Raw genomic sequence first — 14,828 nt, 5'->3', positions numbered from 1 at the left:
GTAGCTTTAAGAAATAAGAGCAGTAAAGAAGGCAATTTATGCGATGATTTCCGGACGATGGCAGTGGTGCGCAGTCATGTGCAGTACAGCAGATTAAAGTGCAGGTTCATTGTCCGGTTCGCATCGTGGTGAAATGCTTGTGAAGAAGGAGATTATGCCCCATGCGTGCAGATCAACTGATTGTAAATGTACATGTGTATAACAGTTATTATAAACGGTTTGAAATGAACAACGTCGCTGTATTGGACGGCAGATTTCTATATGTTGGACCCGGCGGACCTGAGATGATTCAGGCAGACGAAGTCATTGATGCGCGGGGAAGATACATGATTCCTGGCTTGATCGATATCCATCTGCATATCGAAAGTACAATGGTGACACCGGAAACCTTTTCCCATGGTCTGATTGGCTGCGGGGTAACGTCCATTGTCGCAGAACCGCATGAGATGGCGAATGTGTTCGGGCTGGAGGGTGTGCAGGAGATGATGGCTGTGAGTCGGGAGACGACAGTGGATATGTTCTATGCGATCCCGAGTTCCGTTCCGGCAACCCCGATGGAGACAACAGGCGGTTCGATTGAAATTGAAGATATGGACTTGTTGCTCGCCACTGGCGAGATCATCTGTCTGGGCGAGATCATGAACTATGTCGATGTCATCCGTGATCCCGAGTGCAAGACAAACCAGATTTTACAGCATATTCGCAAAAACTATCCCGATCTGGTGATCGAAGGACATACACCGAAACTGCTTGGACTCGATCTGCATCAACTGATCTACGCAGGTATCGATTCCGATCATACTCATCAGAGCATTGAGGGATTACAGGCGCGGATTGCGGCAGGTATGTTTATTGAAATTCAGGAGAAATCAATGACCCCGGAAGTCATGGAGTACCTGATTCAACATGATGTGGCGCAGCATTTCTGCTTTGTAACGGATGATGTGATGCCGGATTCACTGGTGGAGCATGGTCATCTGAATCATATCGTACGTAAAGCGATTCAGATGGGGATGCGTCCGGAAGATGCGATCTACGCCGCAACATCTACCCCTGCTTCCCGGATGAAAATGACCGATCGTGGCAGCGTGGCCCCGGGCAAAGTGGCCGATTATGTGTTGGTATCCAACTTGAATGATCTCTCTATTGATCAGGTGTACAAAAACGGCCGCAAAGCTTATGACGATTACGAACCGTATAAGCAGGAGCGCATAACCGGGCAGTTCCCACCTCACTTCTATAAGAGCGTACAGTTGGAAAAGCTGGGCGTAGCAGATTTTGCGATTCAATTGTCAGATCCTAAAGTCAGTGGATCAGGTGTTGATCTCGCTGGTGAAGGTGAATACCAATGCCGTGTCATGATGGTGAAGGATGGTTCTACTTTTGTTGAAGAGCATATTGGACCAGTTCAGTCTTCGGATGGTGAATTGTTATGGGAAGAAAGCGGATATGCGCAGATCGCGACCTTTGAACGTTATGGTGTGAACGGCAATCGTGCACATGGTCTGATCGGTGGAGACACCATCAAGCGTGGTGCTATTGCAACGACATATTCACATGACAATCACAACCTGCTGGTTGTAGGACGTAATCGTGAAGATATGATATTGGCAGCTAACACAGTGATTTCGAGCCAGGGTGGGTTCTGTGTGGTGGAAGATGGCAAGGTGCTGTCCCATCTGGAACTTCCCGTAGGTGGAATATTGACGGAAGAACCACTTGCAGTGGTGTCGCATCAAGTGAAGGAACTGAGAGCAGCAATGTTGTCTCTCGGGTATGTACATTACAACCCGATCATGTCGATCAGTACTCACTCTCTTGCGGTAAGTCCGGCACTAAAGATTACGGACCATGGCCTGATTGATGTGAATGCAGGTAAGGTTGTATCGTTGATTGTAGAATAGAGTTTATTAAAAAATAGCGTCACCCCATTTCATGACCATGAGTTGTGAAATGGGGTGTTTTTATGTATAAGAATGACTATTTAATGCTTCTTTGCCAGACAGAGGTCTGTGGCTATGGTTTAAGCTGGATAGGGCTGCAAGAAATCCTCCTTTGGACGGGACAAATGAATACATATATAGTAAGAAGAGAATGTTTGGACGCAGAAGCAGGAGGATAGACAACTATTATGAATGAAATAAATAATGCTAAAACCATATTTTTCGACGTGGATGACACCTTATATGATCACTTGCAGCCGCTTCGTGGCGCATTACAGGATGTTCTTGGCCTGCCAGATGATTTTCCTTATGCTGAGGCATATCACCGTTTTCGCTATTATAGTGACTGGTTGTCTGCACAAGAAGATCTGTCCGCTGTACCAGAACCGGATGCGGTGGAGCGAATGCGCCGTCGGAGGTTTGAGCTGACGATGGAAGAGTTTGGACTCCCCTTACAATTGGGACAGGCTGAAGAACTGCAAGCACAGTATCTGAGCAGACAGTTTGAGATTGTACCTTTTGAAGGAGCGTATGCGTTAATCAGAAGGCTTCAGGCAGAAGGTCATACTGTCGGTCTAATCACCAATGGAGAAGGAGAGCATCAGCGCCGCAAGCTTGAAGCACTGGATGTGCTCAGTCTCGTGGACGAGCATCTGGTCTTCATCTCCGGTACAACTGGTTATGCGAAGCCGGATCGCAGGTTGTTTGAATATGTGAGTAAGCAGTCCGGGACAGATGCCGGTTCCAGCTATTACATTGGCGACTCGTGGCGTAATGATGTGGTAGGTGCGGTCGATGCGGGGTGGACAGTCATCTGGTTCAACCATCGGGAGGCGCTGCCGGAGTCCGATCATCAACCTCATTTTGTAGCTTCGAGCTATGAGGAGATCAGTCGTATTCTGACTTTTGAGTTTGTTCAAGCTTAAGGAGATTTATGTTTAAAGGAGCAGTCTTGTTACCGTCTTAGGTGCAGGTCTGCTTTTTTATATTATACCTTCTATAAAGGCATCATTAATGAGGTGTCTAACTCTTCGCTTTCAACTACAATTGCCATGAGTCCAGTTTCTGTTTTGGTTTCGTGCCATTCATGTTTATCCCAGAGAACCGCTTCGCCACAACGAACTTTGATGTATTCATTTGCTTCCCCTCTAACCCTACCCTCTCCGCTTACGATTAAAAGGAGTTGAGGAACTACAGCTTGGTGATAACCTATGACCCCACCCTCAGCTAAATGCATACATCCGATATGAGCTGCTTTGTTGGTCTGCGTTATACGTGACATTACGAAATTAGAATCAAATTTGGTAATCTTCTTCCCTGACTCTTGTTTAAATTGAAATATCCTCATGTTTACCTCCGCAATAGTGACTAAGTTAACTTCCTATAATGGTAACTATCTTTATGATGGGTATCATCCTATTTCACTAATTTATGGATAATACGATCAGATGAGTCTATCATAGCTCCAATCGTTTAGGAACAGTTTGCTTACATTCATCAATTTTGTTAGTTGTGTGTGCCAACGTTTCTATGAAGCTGTACTTCATGGAATCTTCATTTACAAGACAGTGCAAAAGCCTTCCCAAACAGGATATGCGGTGTTATAATTAAAACAAGATTTAGATTAAGTCTAAATTAAAAGAAGCGAATCAAAGCAATCCATTATAAAATTCAAATTCTATTTTTATATTCGAGAGGGGATAAATTCCATGAGCACAATCCAAACTAGAAACAACACTTTTGCTAACAATGCCACAGCACTTCAAGAGGTCCTGAACCGTCAGATCGCAGGTTGGTCCGTATTGTACACGAAACTGCATAACTTCCACTGGTATGTCCAAGGACCACATTTCTTCACACTGCATGCCAAATTCGAAGAACTGTACAATTTGGCTACGGCAAATATGGACGAAGTTGCAGAACGTTTGCTTGCTATTGGTGGACGTCCGGTGGCTACGATGACTGAACAGCTGCGTCTCTCTCCGATTGAAGAGGCACAAGGCCGGTTGTCTGCTGAACGTATGGTAGAGTCGGTGGTTGCTGATTTGCACACGATGGTGGAAGTGATTCGTCAAGGCATTCACGAAGCAGGAGAAGCGGAAGATAATGCAACAGAAGATATGCTGATTGGATTCACCGCTGCCCTGGATAAAGAGGTCTGGATGTTAACCGCATTTCTGGGCAAATAAGCAAAGTCACCCTACATCCTGACAACGATATGTAGAGTCCGTGAACAAAGTGTCCGTTCGCTTACAAATCCGGTGCGCTTGCCGTATAATGATGGCATTCAAGATGTACAGAATGGTGGAATGAACAATGCGGTCAGACCTGGAACAATTGCAGGAAGAAGCTGAACGGTTTATATATACATGTTATGAAGAGCTGGGCCATTCGCGTGAAGACGCAGAGGCCCGGCTTGTTGCCGTTATGGGAGAGATCGAAGTAACCGGTACTTATGTGCATACCACTGAGGAATTGGAGCAGGGTTGTAAAATGGCATGGCGAAACAGCAACCGCTGCATCGGGCGGCTGTTCTGGGATAAACTTCGCATCGTGGACGCCCGTCATGCTGATACGGCAGGAACGGCAGCGGAAGCTGTGCTGAATCATATCCATGTAGCATCCAACGGTGGCAAAGTAATTCCGATGATTACCATCCTTCCACCGGCTGGGCCGAATGGAACTCCGGTACGCCTCTGGAATCATCAGCTTATTCGTTATGCGGGATATGAGACAGAGCAAGGTATTATCGGAGATCCTGCTTCGGTGGAGCTGACCAAGGCGGCGATGTCACTTGGCTGGCAAGGGGCAGGTAGCCCCTATGATGTGTTACCGCTCATTATTCAGGCACAAGGACAAGCCCCAGAGTGGTATGTTGTGCCAGAAGAAGAGATTGTGGAAGTTCTTATTGAACATCCGGAGCAAGTGGAAATTGCCGAGCTGGGCATGCGCTGGTACGGTGTGCCGATGATTGCTGATATGCGACTGGAGATTGGCGGTATATCTTATCCAGCAGCACCATTCAATGGTTGGTATATGGGTACCGAGATCGGCGCCCGTAATCTGGCGGATACGTTCCGGTATAACAAACTGCCTGCGGTGGCGGCAGCATTTGGATTGAATACGTCGAGTGAAACGACATTGTGGAAGGACCGGGCGTTGGTGGAGCTGAATGTGGCTGTGCTGTATTCGTTCAAAAAAGCAGGCGTGAGCATTGTGGATCACCACACAGCAGCAGCGCAGTTCGATTTATTTGAACAGCGGGAAGAGAAGGCTGGGCGTGAACTGACCGGAGATTGGGTGTGGCTGATTCCGCCAGTGTCCCCGGCGACAACACATATTTTCCACAGCTCCTATCGTAATGAGATCGTGAAGCCGAACTTTTTCCGTCAGGATCAGGCGTATACCCTGAAAGATGGCGTGGCATCTGCCGCAGAACTGCGAAGCAGTGAGCAGCAGAATGCACAGGTAGAGAATCACCAGCCGCAGGCCGGAGATGCACCAATGAAATGCCCGTTTGCACACTAAATTGTGCAGACGGGTTATTTTTTGTGATCCTTTTTTATCAAACGAAGAACTACCCCTCTTTCAATCGATATCGACTGCGCATCACAGCCTGAACTACAATGGCAACAGCAATCAGCACCAGATTAAACACAAACACGGAGTACAGCGAGCCAACTTCCATAAGTAGCGCTGCAACCAGTGGAGACACGATGGAGCCGATCTCGGCAGCAGAGACAATTTTGCCTATGACAGAACTTCGACTCTCGTCCGGGGTATGATCACCAATATGAGCAAAGAACGAATCCATGTAACATGCACCGCCAACCCCGCCAATCAGCATGCCAACGTAGACCCATAGATGAGAGGACGTGCTTAGAAATACAACAACTTCGATTCCAATCAGGAACATGCCAAGCATGCAGAGCAGCAGACGATCGCCCATCCGGTCAGAGAGATAACCAACAAAGGGAGCAGCGGCAAGCGTAGAAATCCCGGAGACGGTGAAGGCGAGACTGGTGGCAAACGGGTCCCAATGCATGATGTGAGCTGCATACAGTGCAAAATAGGTGAGAAATACGGCATAGGCGCTCATCTCCAGAAAATGTACCGTACCGTAGCCAACAAGCTGTTGCCGCCTGGTGAACCCTGTGTATGGGCCAGTTGTTGTTGATTCGGGAGCTTGGTTGGATTGGGAGGTTAAGGAGGTATCCGCAGCTTGCGTATGCAGTGCATCAGATGTTGTTGAAGGTAAAGGAGGGGTGTCATCCGTGTGGAGCACCGGGTGTGCTGAGTTGACCAGAGGTTCCTGCTTAACAACACCCGAAGGATCTTCTAATAGATGATCACTTAGCGTATCCCCAGACTCATGATTAGCTCTAGCTTGTGCCGTTGTCTTCATCCCCATCGCAGCGACCACGGCCATCAGACAACATACGGTAACGAGTAAAAAAGGCACCGACAATGGCCAGTGCAGCGCGAGCCAGCCACTTATGACCGGACCGAGCACCATGCCGCCGCCCTCACTACTGCTGATATATCCATTGTACAGGCCGCGGTTGTCTACATTACCCTCATCTCCGATGATGGAACGTACGACCACGGTAAGGCCCGTGGAAGCGAGCCCCTGTAGAAGTCGGAGCAGGCCGAATAACACCGCAGCAGTAGACAGCGCGAAGCCGCCCATACAGCCAGCCAGCAGGATCAGCATCAGGATGAGAGCCTTTTTACCACCTAGTTTCTTATAAATTGCCGCTGCTGGAACGCCACCAATTACTTTCCCCACATAAAAGAGTGCAAAAATAACCCCCATCATCCAGCCGGACAGGCCGAATTCTTCAATAAACAAAGGAAATAGGGGCAGGATCATGAATCCGCCCATCTGACTTAAGAAACAAATGGTCATCAGCAAAGGCAGGTTACGACGAATATCCAAGAGCCAAGACTCCTCTCACACATAAAATGGAATCCTAAAATCCTTCATTTACTCCATATGGGTACGTATTATCGACATTACCCGTAATGTATGCAGAATTTTTGAAAATAAGAAGAAATGACACGCGGCGTTTACATCAAAACCATTGCGGATATACCTGAATCATATATAATAGATGGGTTATCTATAAGGATGCATGAACGAAAAGTGTACAGACTTAAGAGGTACCTCAAGTATAAGGGGGCGATGTGAAGCATGTCAGAACAACAACCGATTATCCGCTTCGAAGCGGTGACTCAGCAATACGATCAGGATGAAGCCGTATTGAAGGCGGTCAGCTTTGAGATTGAGCGGGGTAAATTTTATACGCTTCTTGGCCCATCGGGCTGCGGGAAAACAACGATATTGCGGCTGATTGCCGGTTTTGCGGAGCCGACACAGGGCAGTATTTATTTTAACGGTGCGCTCATCAACAGAGTGCCTGCCCACCAGCGGCAGGTGAATACCGTATTTCAGGATTATGCATTATTTCCACATTTGAATGTATTTGAGAACGTAGCCTTTGGTTTGCGGATCAAAAAGATGAAAACGGCTGAAATTCGCAGCAAAGTGTTGGAAGCCCTCAAATTCGTCAATCTATCCGGGTATGAAAACCGGGAAATTGGCGAAATGTCCGGCGGACAACGACAACGTGTCGCGATTGCACGCGCGATTGTGAACGAACCTGAAATTCTGCTACTGGACGAGCCGCTTTCGGCACTTGATCTGAAATTACGGACCGAAATGCAGTACGAGCTACGGGAGCTGCAACAGCGACTGGGCATCACGTTTATCTTTGTTACGCATGATCAGGAAGAAGCCTTGGCGATGTCCGACGAGATTTTTGTCCTGAATGGCGGCGTGATTCAACAGAGCGGTACACCGAATGATATCTATGATGAGCCGATTAACCGCTTTGTAGCAGACTTTATCGGTGAATCGAACATTGTATCGGGCAAAATGAAGCAGGACTTTGTGGTGGAATTCGCTGGCGCACAGCACGAGTGTGTCGATCAGGGTCTCCAGCGGGACGAGCCGGTAGAGATTGTCATTCGCCCAGAGGATCTGGAGATTACAACCGAAGACCAAGGCAAACTCAAGGTCAATGTGGATTCCCAGTTATTCCGCGGGGTGCATTACGAGATATCCACGTACGATGATGCGGGCAATGAGTGGCTTGTTCATTCAACCAAGAAAGCCGTTGTAGGCGCACGGATTGGACTGTATTTTGATCCGGAAGCGGTACACGTCATGCGCTTTAACGAGACCGAAGAAGAGTTCGACAAACGACTCGAAGCCTACCAAGAGGCCGCTCATGCAGACTAAGGCCAGCACACGCAATGCGTATCTGATTCCATATGTATTATGGATGGTGTTGTTTGTTGTGGCGCCGGTTCTGCTGGTCATCTATTATTCGTTCTTCGATGTGGAGGGTAACTTCACGTTTGGCAACTACGCCAGATTCTTCACACCGGTGTACTTGCAGATGACGCTCAGTTCGTTCTGGTATGCATTTCTGATTACGGCGTTCTCACTGCTGATCTCGTATCCAACGGCGTATATGCTGACCCGGACGAAGCACAAGCAGCTATGGTTGCTACTGATCATTCTGCCAAGCTGGATCAATCTTTTGCTAAAAGCGTACGCCTTCATCGGCCTGTTCGGAACGTACGGTCTGACCAACTCCCTGCTTGAAGTGGTGGGTATTGGTACACAGCAGATTTTGTTCACCGATTTCAGCTTTATTTTTGTCTCGGTGTACATCTTCATTCCATTCATGATTCTGCCGATCTTCAATGCGCTGGAAGAGATGAATCCATCGTTGATCTATGCGGCGCGTGATCTGGGAGCCTCATCGTGGCTGACATTCCGCCGGGTTATCTTTCCACTGACGATTAGTGGAGTAAAATCAGGCTGTCAGGCTGTATTTATTCCTGCGCTGTCTCTGTTCATGATTACCCGCCTCATTGCGGGGAACCGTGTAATTACGCTGGGAACAGCGATTGAACAGCATTTTCTCGTCACCCAGGACTGGGGGATGGGTTCAACGATTGCCGTCTTTTTGATTATTGCGATGGCGATTATTATGTTCCTGACTGGATCAGGCAAGAAGGAGGTGCGTAATGGGAAGAAACGGAAAGCTGTCTAACGTCTATCTAGCCGTTGTATTCGCCATATTGTACGCACCGATTGCGTATCTGATCTTCTATTCCTTCAATAGTGGCGGCCACATGCGCAGCTTCGAAGGATTCACGCTTGAATGGTACAAAGAGGTGTTCGCTGATACTCGGCTGCTCATCATTGTGCTGAATACATTTATCATTGCGCTCCTGTCATCAGCGATCTCGACGATCCTTGGTGTAGCAGGAGCACTGGCGATCTACCATGTGCGTCGCAAACGGACCAAGAACACGCTACTGTCACTCAATAACGTGCTCATCGTTAGTCCGGATGTCATCATTGGTGCGTCATTCCTGATCCTGTTCACCATGATTGGCATCAAACTGGGCTTTACTTCGGTTCTGTTGTCTCATATTGCGTTCAGTGTGCCGATTGTTGTCATCATGGTACTGCCGAAGCTACAGGAGATGAGTCCGACACTGATGGATGCGGCACGGGATCTGGGCGCTGGATCATGGCAGATTCTGACGCGTGTGGTGTTGCCATACGTGAAACCGGGTATTTTTGCCGGATTCTTCATGGCTTTGACGTACTCGCTCGATGATTTTGCAGTAACATTCTTCGTCACGGGTAATGGATACTCCACACTCTCTGTAGAAATATACTCCAGAGCAAGGCAGGGTGTATCGTTGTCAATCAACGCGCTATCAACCCTCTTGTTCCTGCTCACGGTGCTGCTGGTGGTTGGATATTACTTCATTAACCGCCGTGCAACACGGATACCACCCGGAGGAAAGGGGCTGCGTCCATGAAGCAACTGGTACGGACATTTGCGATTGTTTTTGTGGCCGCGTTTGCCCTGATGATCCTGGCTTCGTATCTGAATAAGAGTCAGGGGTATTCTGGCGGCAACACGCTGACCATCTATAACTGGGGCGATTATATCGACCCTGATCTGCTCAAGGAGTTTGAGGACGAGACAGGCATTAAGGTTATCTATCAGACGTTTGATTCCAATGAAGCGATGCTGACCAAGATTGAGCAAGGGGGAACCACGTTTGATGTGGCGATTCCTTCTGAATATGCGATTAGCAAAATGAAAGAGGAAGACCTGCTCGTTCCAATTGATCACAGCAAATTGACTAACCTGAGCAACATCGATCCGCGGTTCTTGGACTTGTCCTTTGACGAAGGCAACAAGTACTCGATCCCTTATTTCTGGGGAACGGTGGGGGTTGTGTACAATCCCGAACTGGTGGATGGATTAACGTTTGATAGCTGGAATGACCTGTGGGACCCGCGCTTGAAAAATCAAATCCTGCTCCTTGACGGTGCACGCGAAGTCATTGGTATGGGATTGAACAGTCTCGGGTATTCCTTGAACGATACCAACGAAAATCATCTGCAAGAAGCGCTGAAGAAGCTGTCTACATTGACACCAAACGTCAGAGCAATTGTCGGAGACGAGATCAAGATGCTGCTTGCGAACGAGGAAGCTGCGGTTGGACTCGTGTGGTCCGGAGATGCGTCCGAGATTATGGATGAGAACGACAAGCTGGATTACATGGTGCCGGAAGAAGGCTCGAACCTCTGGTTCGATAACATGGTTATTCCCAAAACAGCGAGTAATATTGAAGGGGCACACCAGTTTATCAACTTCATGTTGGACCCGGATCATGCCGCTCGCAATGCGGAGTATGTCGGATATTCCACACCAAACGCCGAGGCACTTAAGCTGCTACCAGAGGACGTCTCCGAGGATGAACGGTTCTATCCAGACGAGACACTGACAGGTAAGCTGGAGGTCTACGATAATCTGGGTAAAAAAATGCTCTCACATTATAACGACCTGTTCCTGGAGTTTAAAATGCACAGCAAATAACCGCCAATAACGTGTGCACATTTCGTTAGATTGCAAAAAAGACAAAAAGGGGTGCTGCTCGTCATTTCATTTGAATGACGAGCAGCACCCCTTTTTTATTACTTACTTCAGAGCAATAGCGCTTGAAGTGCCATATAAGATGAACATTTAAGATCACACGTTAACGGAGGGGACAGAACAAACGAAGGAAGCGAAGCGGTCGCCTTTATCAACGGATTTTCCCATTGCTAGATGGGATTCAAAAAAATCCGGGGATAACAGCGATCCGAAGTTGTGCTGTCACCGCAGTGACTCAGTTAATCGCACCCCATTCATCTTATATAATTGCCACTACATGCGTTTTTTGCGACCCACCATGATCCATGCCCCACCCATAATCAACACAATTGCCACGAACGGTTGGATAAAGCTCAAGCTGCTCAGCATCGAGCCAATCGACATCACAGCGAAGAACAGCAGCGATATAACTGTTAGAATGTTGATGGGGATCAGCAACCATTTGTTCCGACCACCAAACCAATACAATTCGAACAAACCAACAGCAACAGCCAGGATAAAGCCCGGCCACATCGTACCCCAGTTGTTAAACAGCATAGCGATCTGACAGACGATACCAACCGTGAGCAACAAGCCACCAGGAACCAGTAGTCCAACACCTCTGCCAATCATGGAGAAGTAGAGCCAGTGGAAGAACAGCCCGAGTGGGATCACGAATAACGTGGGCCAGAATGTAGCGAAGATTGTACCCGGACCGAGTGAACCTCCCTGGTTCAGAATCAGGTACACGCCCAGCAAAATGAGAACAGGCGCAAGGATCGTACGTTTAGCCATAATATCTCTCCTTCTTAATACAAGATCAATTTTCCGAACGGTTGTATGTAGAGCAATTACTTTCGTTATTCACAGCATACCATGAACTGGAAAACTCTATCCTCCGTCTTTGGAGTTAAAATGAACCTAGACCAAAGTCTAGGTTCGAAAGATACTCAGTCGTTTTTTCATGCAAACAATCTGTGCCAAACGGTGGTGAACAAGTTACACAGAAAAATGTGATTTAGGCTTGCATGTTGCAAGAGAGAATTATCATTGCTTTCGTAGCAGATGCTCCCAGTTTGTAGGGAATCCCAAAAGGGATATATCAACTATAGTGTAAGCTTCGATTAATGAGGATAGCTCAGTCACCCAACTATCCCAGATTGTTCTATCCTTTATCAGGTACTTCGCATTGTAGATAGCTCCAAAAAGAAAGGCTTTGTCTAAGCCTAATAATTCATCATTTCGTGTGTATCTTATGGTAACAGGGATTCTATAATTAAAAAGTCTGCTGTAGTGAGCACATCTATTCCTAAAAACAGTTAAGACGTGGAACCAGTTCTCAAGTTCCCTATAACTTATGTTTCGAGAAGGGTAGTATTCTCGATCAATAGATTTTTTGTCAGACGTTTTTAAATTTTTATAGAGTGAGGACATCATAGAAATTGTACTAACTTCAAAGGCCGCCCAGATAGGATATCTATCTTGGTAATTCTCTCTATGATGAGCAATAAGCACTTCTTTGTGCTGTTTTTGAATGCATTTTTGCAAATCCTCCATAAAGCGTTGGTGAAATTGAATTTTAGAAAAATTAGCGGCATTCGTATATCCAAGAGCACCATACTTGTGGGCGAGCTTGTATGGAATTTGTGATCTTAAGGCAATCTCGATGTACTCGACAATCTTCATAAAGTGATTTCTAAGGGCTGCATCAAACAAATGATGCTTATACACTTTGTTGAAAGTCGTTCCTTCAATGTAGTTGTCCGAGGTATCCTGTTTAAAAGTTAAGGCATATGCAGTAAACCTGTAATAGTGAATGCGTTTCAGGATTGTAATTGCTTCTACATCATTTTCAATTGTCATTTTTCGGTTTTTAAACTTTTCGAGCTGTTCTTCATATGTAGTATGCGCTTTCATTTCACGTAGCTGAACATCATCTGGCAAGGAAAATACCCCCATAACGCAAAAATGTCTCGCCCTGTTCCACATGCATAAGCAGAGGTGCGGGCGAGATCTGTTATTAAGAATATACGATTCGTTGATTGTTTATTCAACAGTTAAACTTAAATTGAGCAACTACTGAATGGTAAAGCTGAGTCATCCAAAACGAAGCTTGTTATTTCACCACATCCGAATGTTTCTTGCCCCAGCTGTTCACACCGTCATCCTCAATAATGGAGATGGCAGCGTCGGCGATGTCGGGGTTTGTCATCAGTTTCTCCTGAATACGGAACTTGATGTCATCCGCATCGGCAAGACTGAGTCCTTTGGTCAACTCAATCAGACCTTCGACATGATAATAACGGCCTTCCTGAATGATACGCATCATCTGAATGTCAGCAACGTGTGTGTCTGCGAGAATAGTCTGGGACACTTTGTCCTCAATATCCTGCGGAGCCGCAACACCGATCAATCCGATCATATTATCGTAACCGACACGGAAGGCTACAGCGATCATCAGACATCCAATAATCGTTGTCACAATGCCATCGAGCAATGCAAAGTTGGTCAATGCAATTACTACGACAGAGATCAATGCAAGCAGAGCACCGAGTACTGCTACAACATCTTCGTAGAATACGAGACGGGTTGGTGGCGCAGCACGGCCTACATTTTTAATGGCAGCAGGGACCAAGGCAAATCCGGCGGCTTTGGGTGCGCGTGCTTCTTTTAGAATTTCCTTCATGGCTTTGATCAGGATGGCCCCGTCAATGACAATGTTCAGAACAAGCACTCCGATGTTAATCCAGAGACCACCGGTATGACCAACAGGATGCTGCAAAAGATGGATGCCTTCATGGATCGTTTCATACGCCATAATGGTAACAACAATAACGGCGATCATACAGAAAATGTTAATGACCCGTCCGAATCCGGTCGGGAAGCGGCGTGTAGGTTTTTTCTCGGACAACACACTTCCGACAAAGACAAACCCTTGGTTAATGGCATCAGCGAGTGAATGCATCGCCGAAGCGAACATGGCACCACTGCCACTGAATAGGAAGGCTCCCCCTTTGCACACAGCAAGAACAGCATTACCTGCCATCGCTACGGCGGAGGATGTGTTTCCTTTTTTGATGAGAGACATAAAGCTCTCAGACTTCGGTTGTTCAGCCACTTCGTATGTTCCTCCCAGATCAATGTATTAGGTGTAGAAAAGGCAGTCTTATCTATACAGCATGTGCATTTCCACTAAATGTTATTATAACCGCTTTGACATATCCCAGCATTATGCAAAAAAGGTCATATCATTATGCGCATTTCAGTACTCAATGGCTTCCAAGGCACGTAAATTGCGGTTGGATTGTTCCAATAGTTCCGTAAACGTCCCAGCGACATAATATACAAAATCTGGGTCATGCACGTACATAATAATCTGTCCAACCGTTCCTTGCTCTGTCGGATCAAAGTCGAACATCAGATACAGCGAACCACCTCCAAGCATGCCAAACGTGATCCATTTCTTTTGAAAAAGGTAGGGTTTGATTCGGGGATCAAGCTCACGGATCTCTTCTTCGGTAAAATAATCATCCATGCGGTTCTCCACCAGCGTGTACTGCTCCTTTTGGATTTTTTCCAGGGATAACAGGTAAAATGGCTCGGATTCCCGTCCTTCCTCAAGGCTTGGGTACAAGACGTGAAAGCCATAACCACTCCCATTTTTACGTTTATAAAACGCACGAAAATCAGCAGGTAATCGAATACCTTGTTCACGCTCGAATGCGTCGAGCTGCTCATCCGTCACGCCTTCAAACTCGCGATATGCCTCCAAGAGCTCCCGGTTCTCCTCATCTTGTACCTTCTCCTCCAGCAACATATCCAGTTCTTCCATCAATTCATATATACGCTGTTCTGGCATCTAATTCCC

14 protein-coding genes are annotated in these 14,828 nt (G+C 46.9%); 8 read left to right on the top strand and 6 right to left on the bottom strand.

What is annotated here, in order from left to right; all coding sequences use genetic code 11:
• Positions 1 to 161 precede the first annotated feature (161 nt).
• Positions 162 to 1,904, top strand: coding sequence for an adenine deaminase C-terminal domain-containing protein (locus NSQ20_RS29655; RefSeq protein WP_340031352.1), 1,743 nt, complete (start codon positions 162 to 164; stop codon positions 1,902 to 1,904).
• Between the two features lie 227 nt (positions 1,905 to 2,131).
• Positions 2,132 to 2,869 carry an HAD family hydrolase gene (locus NSQ20_RS29650; protein ID WP_340031350.1) on the top strand — a complete coding sequence of 246 codons (738 nt, stop codon included), beginning with the start codon at positions 2,132 to 2,134 and terminating at the stop codon, positions 2,867 to 2,869.
• Between the two features lie 71 nt (positions 2,870 to 2,940).
• Here NSQ20_RS29650 and NSQ20_RS29645 read toward each other — a convergent pair whose 3' ends face one another.
• Positions 2,941 to 3,291 carry a cupin gene (locus NSQ20_RS29645; RefSeq protein WP_340031348.1) on the bottom strand — a complete coding sequence of 117 codons (351 nt, stop codon included), beginning with the start codon at positions 3,289 to 3,291 and terminating at the stop codon, positions 2,941 to 2,943.
• A gap of 361 nt (positions 3,292 to 3,652) precedes the next feature.
• On the opposite strand from NSQ20_RS29645, the gene NSQ20_RS29640 reads away from it, so the two are divergent.
• On the top strand, positions 3,653 to 4,132 hold the full coding sequence (locus NSQ20_RS29640; RefSeq protein WP_179088680.1) for a Dps family protein: 480 nt from the start codon (positions 3,653 to 3,655) through the stop codon (positions 4,130 to 4,132).
• 127 nt (positions 4,133 to 4,259) lie between these two features.
• Positions 4,260 to 5,471, top strand: a complete 1,212-nt coding sequence (locus NSQ20_RS29635; protein ID WP_340031346.1) for a nitric oxide synthase oxygenase — start codon at positions 4,260 to 4,262, stop codon at positions 5,469 to 5,471.
• 49 nt (positions 5,472 to 5,520) lie between these two features.
• Here NSQ20_RS29635 and NSQ20_RS29630 read toward each other — a convergent pair whose 3' ends face one another.
• Entirely contained in the window at positions 5,521 to 6,882 is a 1,362-nt protein-coding gene (locus NSQ20_RS29630) for an MFS transporter (protein WP_340031344.1), read from the bottom strand.
• A 255-nt stretch (positions 6,883 to 7,137) separates the two neighbouring features.
• Here NSQ20_RS29630 and NSQ20_RS29625 point away from each other — a divergent pair, with 255 nt between their 5' ends.
• The 4 genes from NSQ20_RS29625 to NSQ20_RS29610 are packed head-to-tail and all read left to right on the top strand — an operon-like array spanning position 7,138 to position 10,924.
• A complete protein-coding gene (locus NSQ20_RS29625; RefSeq protein ID WP_036612848.1) occupies positions 7,138 to 8,247 on the top strand; it encodes an ABC transporter ATP-binding protein in 1,110 nt (369 codons plus the stop codon).
• Positions 8,237 to 9,070 carry an ABC transporter permease gene (locus NSQ20_RS29620; protein ID WP_017691799.1) on the top strand — a complete coding sequence of 278 codons (834 nt, stop codon included), beginning with the start codon at positions 8,237 to 8,239 and terminating at the stop codon, positions 9,068 to 9,070. Before NSQ20_RS29625 ends, NSQ20_RS29620 begins: the two co-directional genes overlap by 11 nt.
• Complete coding sequence (locus tag NSQ20_RS29615) at positions 9,045 to 9,854, top strand: ABC transporter permease (protein ID WP_036612847.1); 810 nt, start codon at positions 9,045 to 9,047, stop codon at positions 9,852 to 9,854. The genes NSQ20_RS29620 and NSQ20_RS29615 overlap by 26 nt, the downstream gene beginning before the upstream one ends.
• Positions 9,851 to 10,924 carry an ABC transporter substrate-binding protein gene (locus NSQ20_RS29610; protein ID WP_036612844.1) on the top strand — a complete coding sequence of 358 codons (1,074 nt, stop codon included), beginning with the start codon at positions 9,851 to 9,853 and terminating at the stop codon, positions 10,922 to 10,924. The genes NSQ20_RS29615 and NSQ20_RS29610 overlap by 4 nt, the downstream gene beginning before the upstream one ends.
• Before the next feature lie 330 nt (positions 10,925 to 11,254).
• Here the strand turns inward: NSQ20_RS29610 and NSQ20_RS29605 are convergent, their stop codons facing one another.
• The 4 genes from NSQ20_RS29605 to NSQ20_RS29590 all read right to left on the bottom strand — a co-directional run bounded on the left by NSQ20_RS29605 (position 11,255) and on the right by NSQ20_RS29590 (position 14,819).
• On the bottom strand, positions 11,255 to 11,755 hold the full coding sequence (locus NSQ20_RS29605; protein WP_036612842.1) for a hypothetical protein: 501 nt from the start codon (positions 11,753 to 11,755) through the stop codon (positions 11,255 to 11,257).
• Between the two features lie 252 nt (positions 11,756 to 12,007).
• Entirely contained in the window at positions 12,008 to 12,904 is an 897-nt protein-coding gene (locus NSQ20_RS29600; RefSeq protein WP_036612840.1) for an Abi family protein, read from the bottom strand.
• A 172-nt stretch (positions 12,905 to 13,076) separates the two neighbouring features.
• Complete coding sequence (locus NSQ20_RS29595; protein WP_143781100.1) at positions 13,077 to 14,078, bottom strand: cation diffusion facilitator family transporter; 1,002 nt, start codon at positions 14,076 to 14,078, stop codon at positions 13,077 to 13,079.
• Between the two features lie 144 nt (positions 14,079 to 14,222).
• The gene (locus tag NSQ20_RS29590; protein ID WP_036612838.1) at positions 14,223 to 14,819 is read right to left on the bottom strand and encodes an SMI1/KNR4 family protein; all 597 of its coding nucleotides are present in this window, start codon (positions 14,817 to 14,819) and stop codon (positions 14,223 to 14,225) included.
• Positions 14,820 to 14,828: the final 9 nt, after the last annotated feature.

It is taken from the genome of Paenibacillus sp. FSL K6-1122 (genome assembly GCF_037977015.1).
Classification (GTDB): domain Bacteria; phylum Bacillota; class Bacilli; order Paenibacillales; family Paenibacillaceae; genus Paenibacillus; species Paenibacillus amylolyticus.
The sequence above is the reverse complement of the archived record's forward strand: the minus strand, read 5'-3'. Positions and strand labels throughout refer to the sequence as shown.

Excerpts from the sequence above, each read along its gene's own strand:
- NSQ20_RS29655 (WP_340031352.1), top strand. The coding sequence starts at position 162 with ATGCGTGCAGATCAACTGATTGTAAATGTACATGTGTATAACAGTTAT.
- NSQ20_RS29650 (WP_340031350.1), top strand. The coding sequence starts at position 2,132 with ATGAATGAAATAAATAATGCTAAAACCATATTTTTCGACGTGGATGAC.
- NSQ20_RS29645 (WP_340031348.1), bottom strand. The coding sequence starts at position 3,291 with ATGAGGATATTTCAATTTAAACAAGAGTCAGGGAAGAAGATTACCAAA.
- NSQ20_RS29640 (WP_179088680.1), top strand. The coding sequence starts at position 3,653 with ATGAGCACAATCCAAACTAGAAACAACACTTTTGCTAACAATGCCACA.
- NSQ20_RS29635 (WP_340031346.1), top strand. The coding sequence starts at position 4,260 with ATGCGGTCAGACCTGGAACAATTGCAGGAAGAAGCTGAACGGTTTATA.
- NSQ20_RS29625 (WP_036612848.1), top strand. The coding sequence starts at position 7,138 with ATGTCAGAACAACAACCGATTATCCGCTTCGAAGCGGTGACTCAGCAA.
- NSQ20_RS29620 (WP_017691799.1), top strand. The coding sequence starts at position 8,237 with ATGCAGACTAAGGCCAGCACACGCAATGCGTATCTGATTCCATATGTA.
- NSQ20_RS29615 (WP_036612847.1), top strand. The coding sequence starts at position 9,045 with ATGGGAAGAAACGGAAAGCTGTCTAACGTCTATCTAGCCGTTGTATTC.
- NSQ20_RS29610 (WP_036612844.1), top strand. The coding sequence starts at position 9,851 with ATGAAGCAACTGGTACGGACATTTGCGATTGTTTTTGTGGCCGCGTTT.
- NSQ20_RS29605 (WP_036612842.1), bottom strand. The coding sequence starts at position 11,755 with ATGGCTAAACGTACGATCCTTGCGCCTGTTCTCATTTTGCTGGGCGTG.
- NSQ20_RS29590 (WP_036612838.1), bottom strand. The coding sequence starts at position 14,819 with ATGCCAGAACAGCGTATATATGAATTGATGGAAGAACTGGATATGTTG.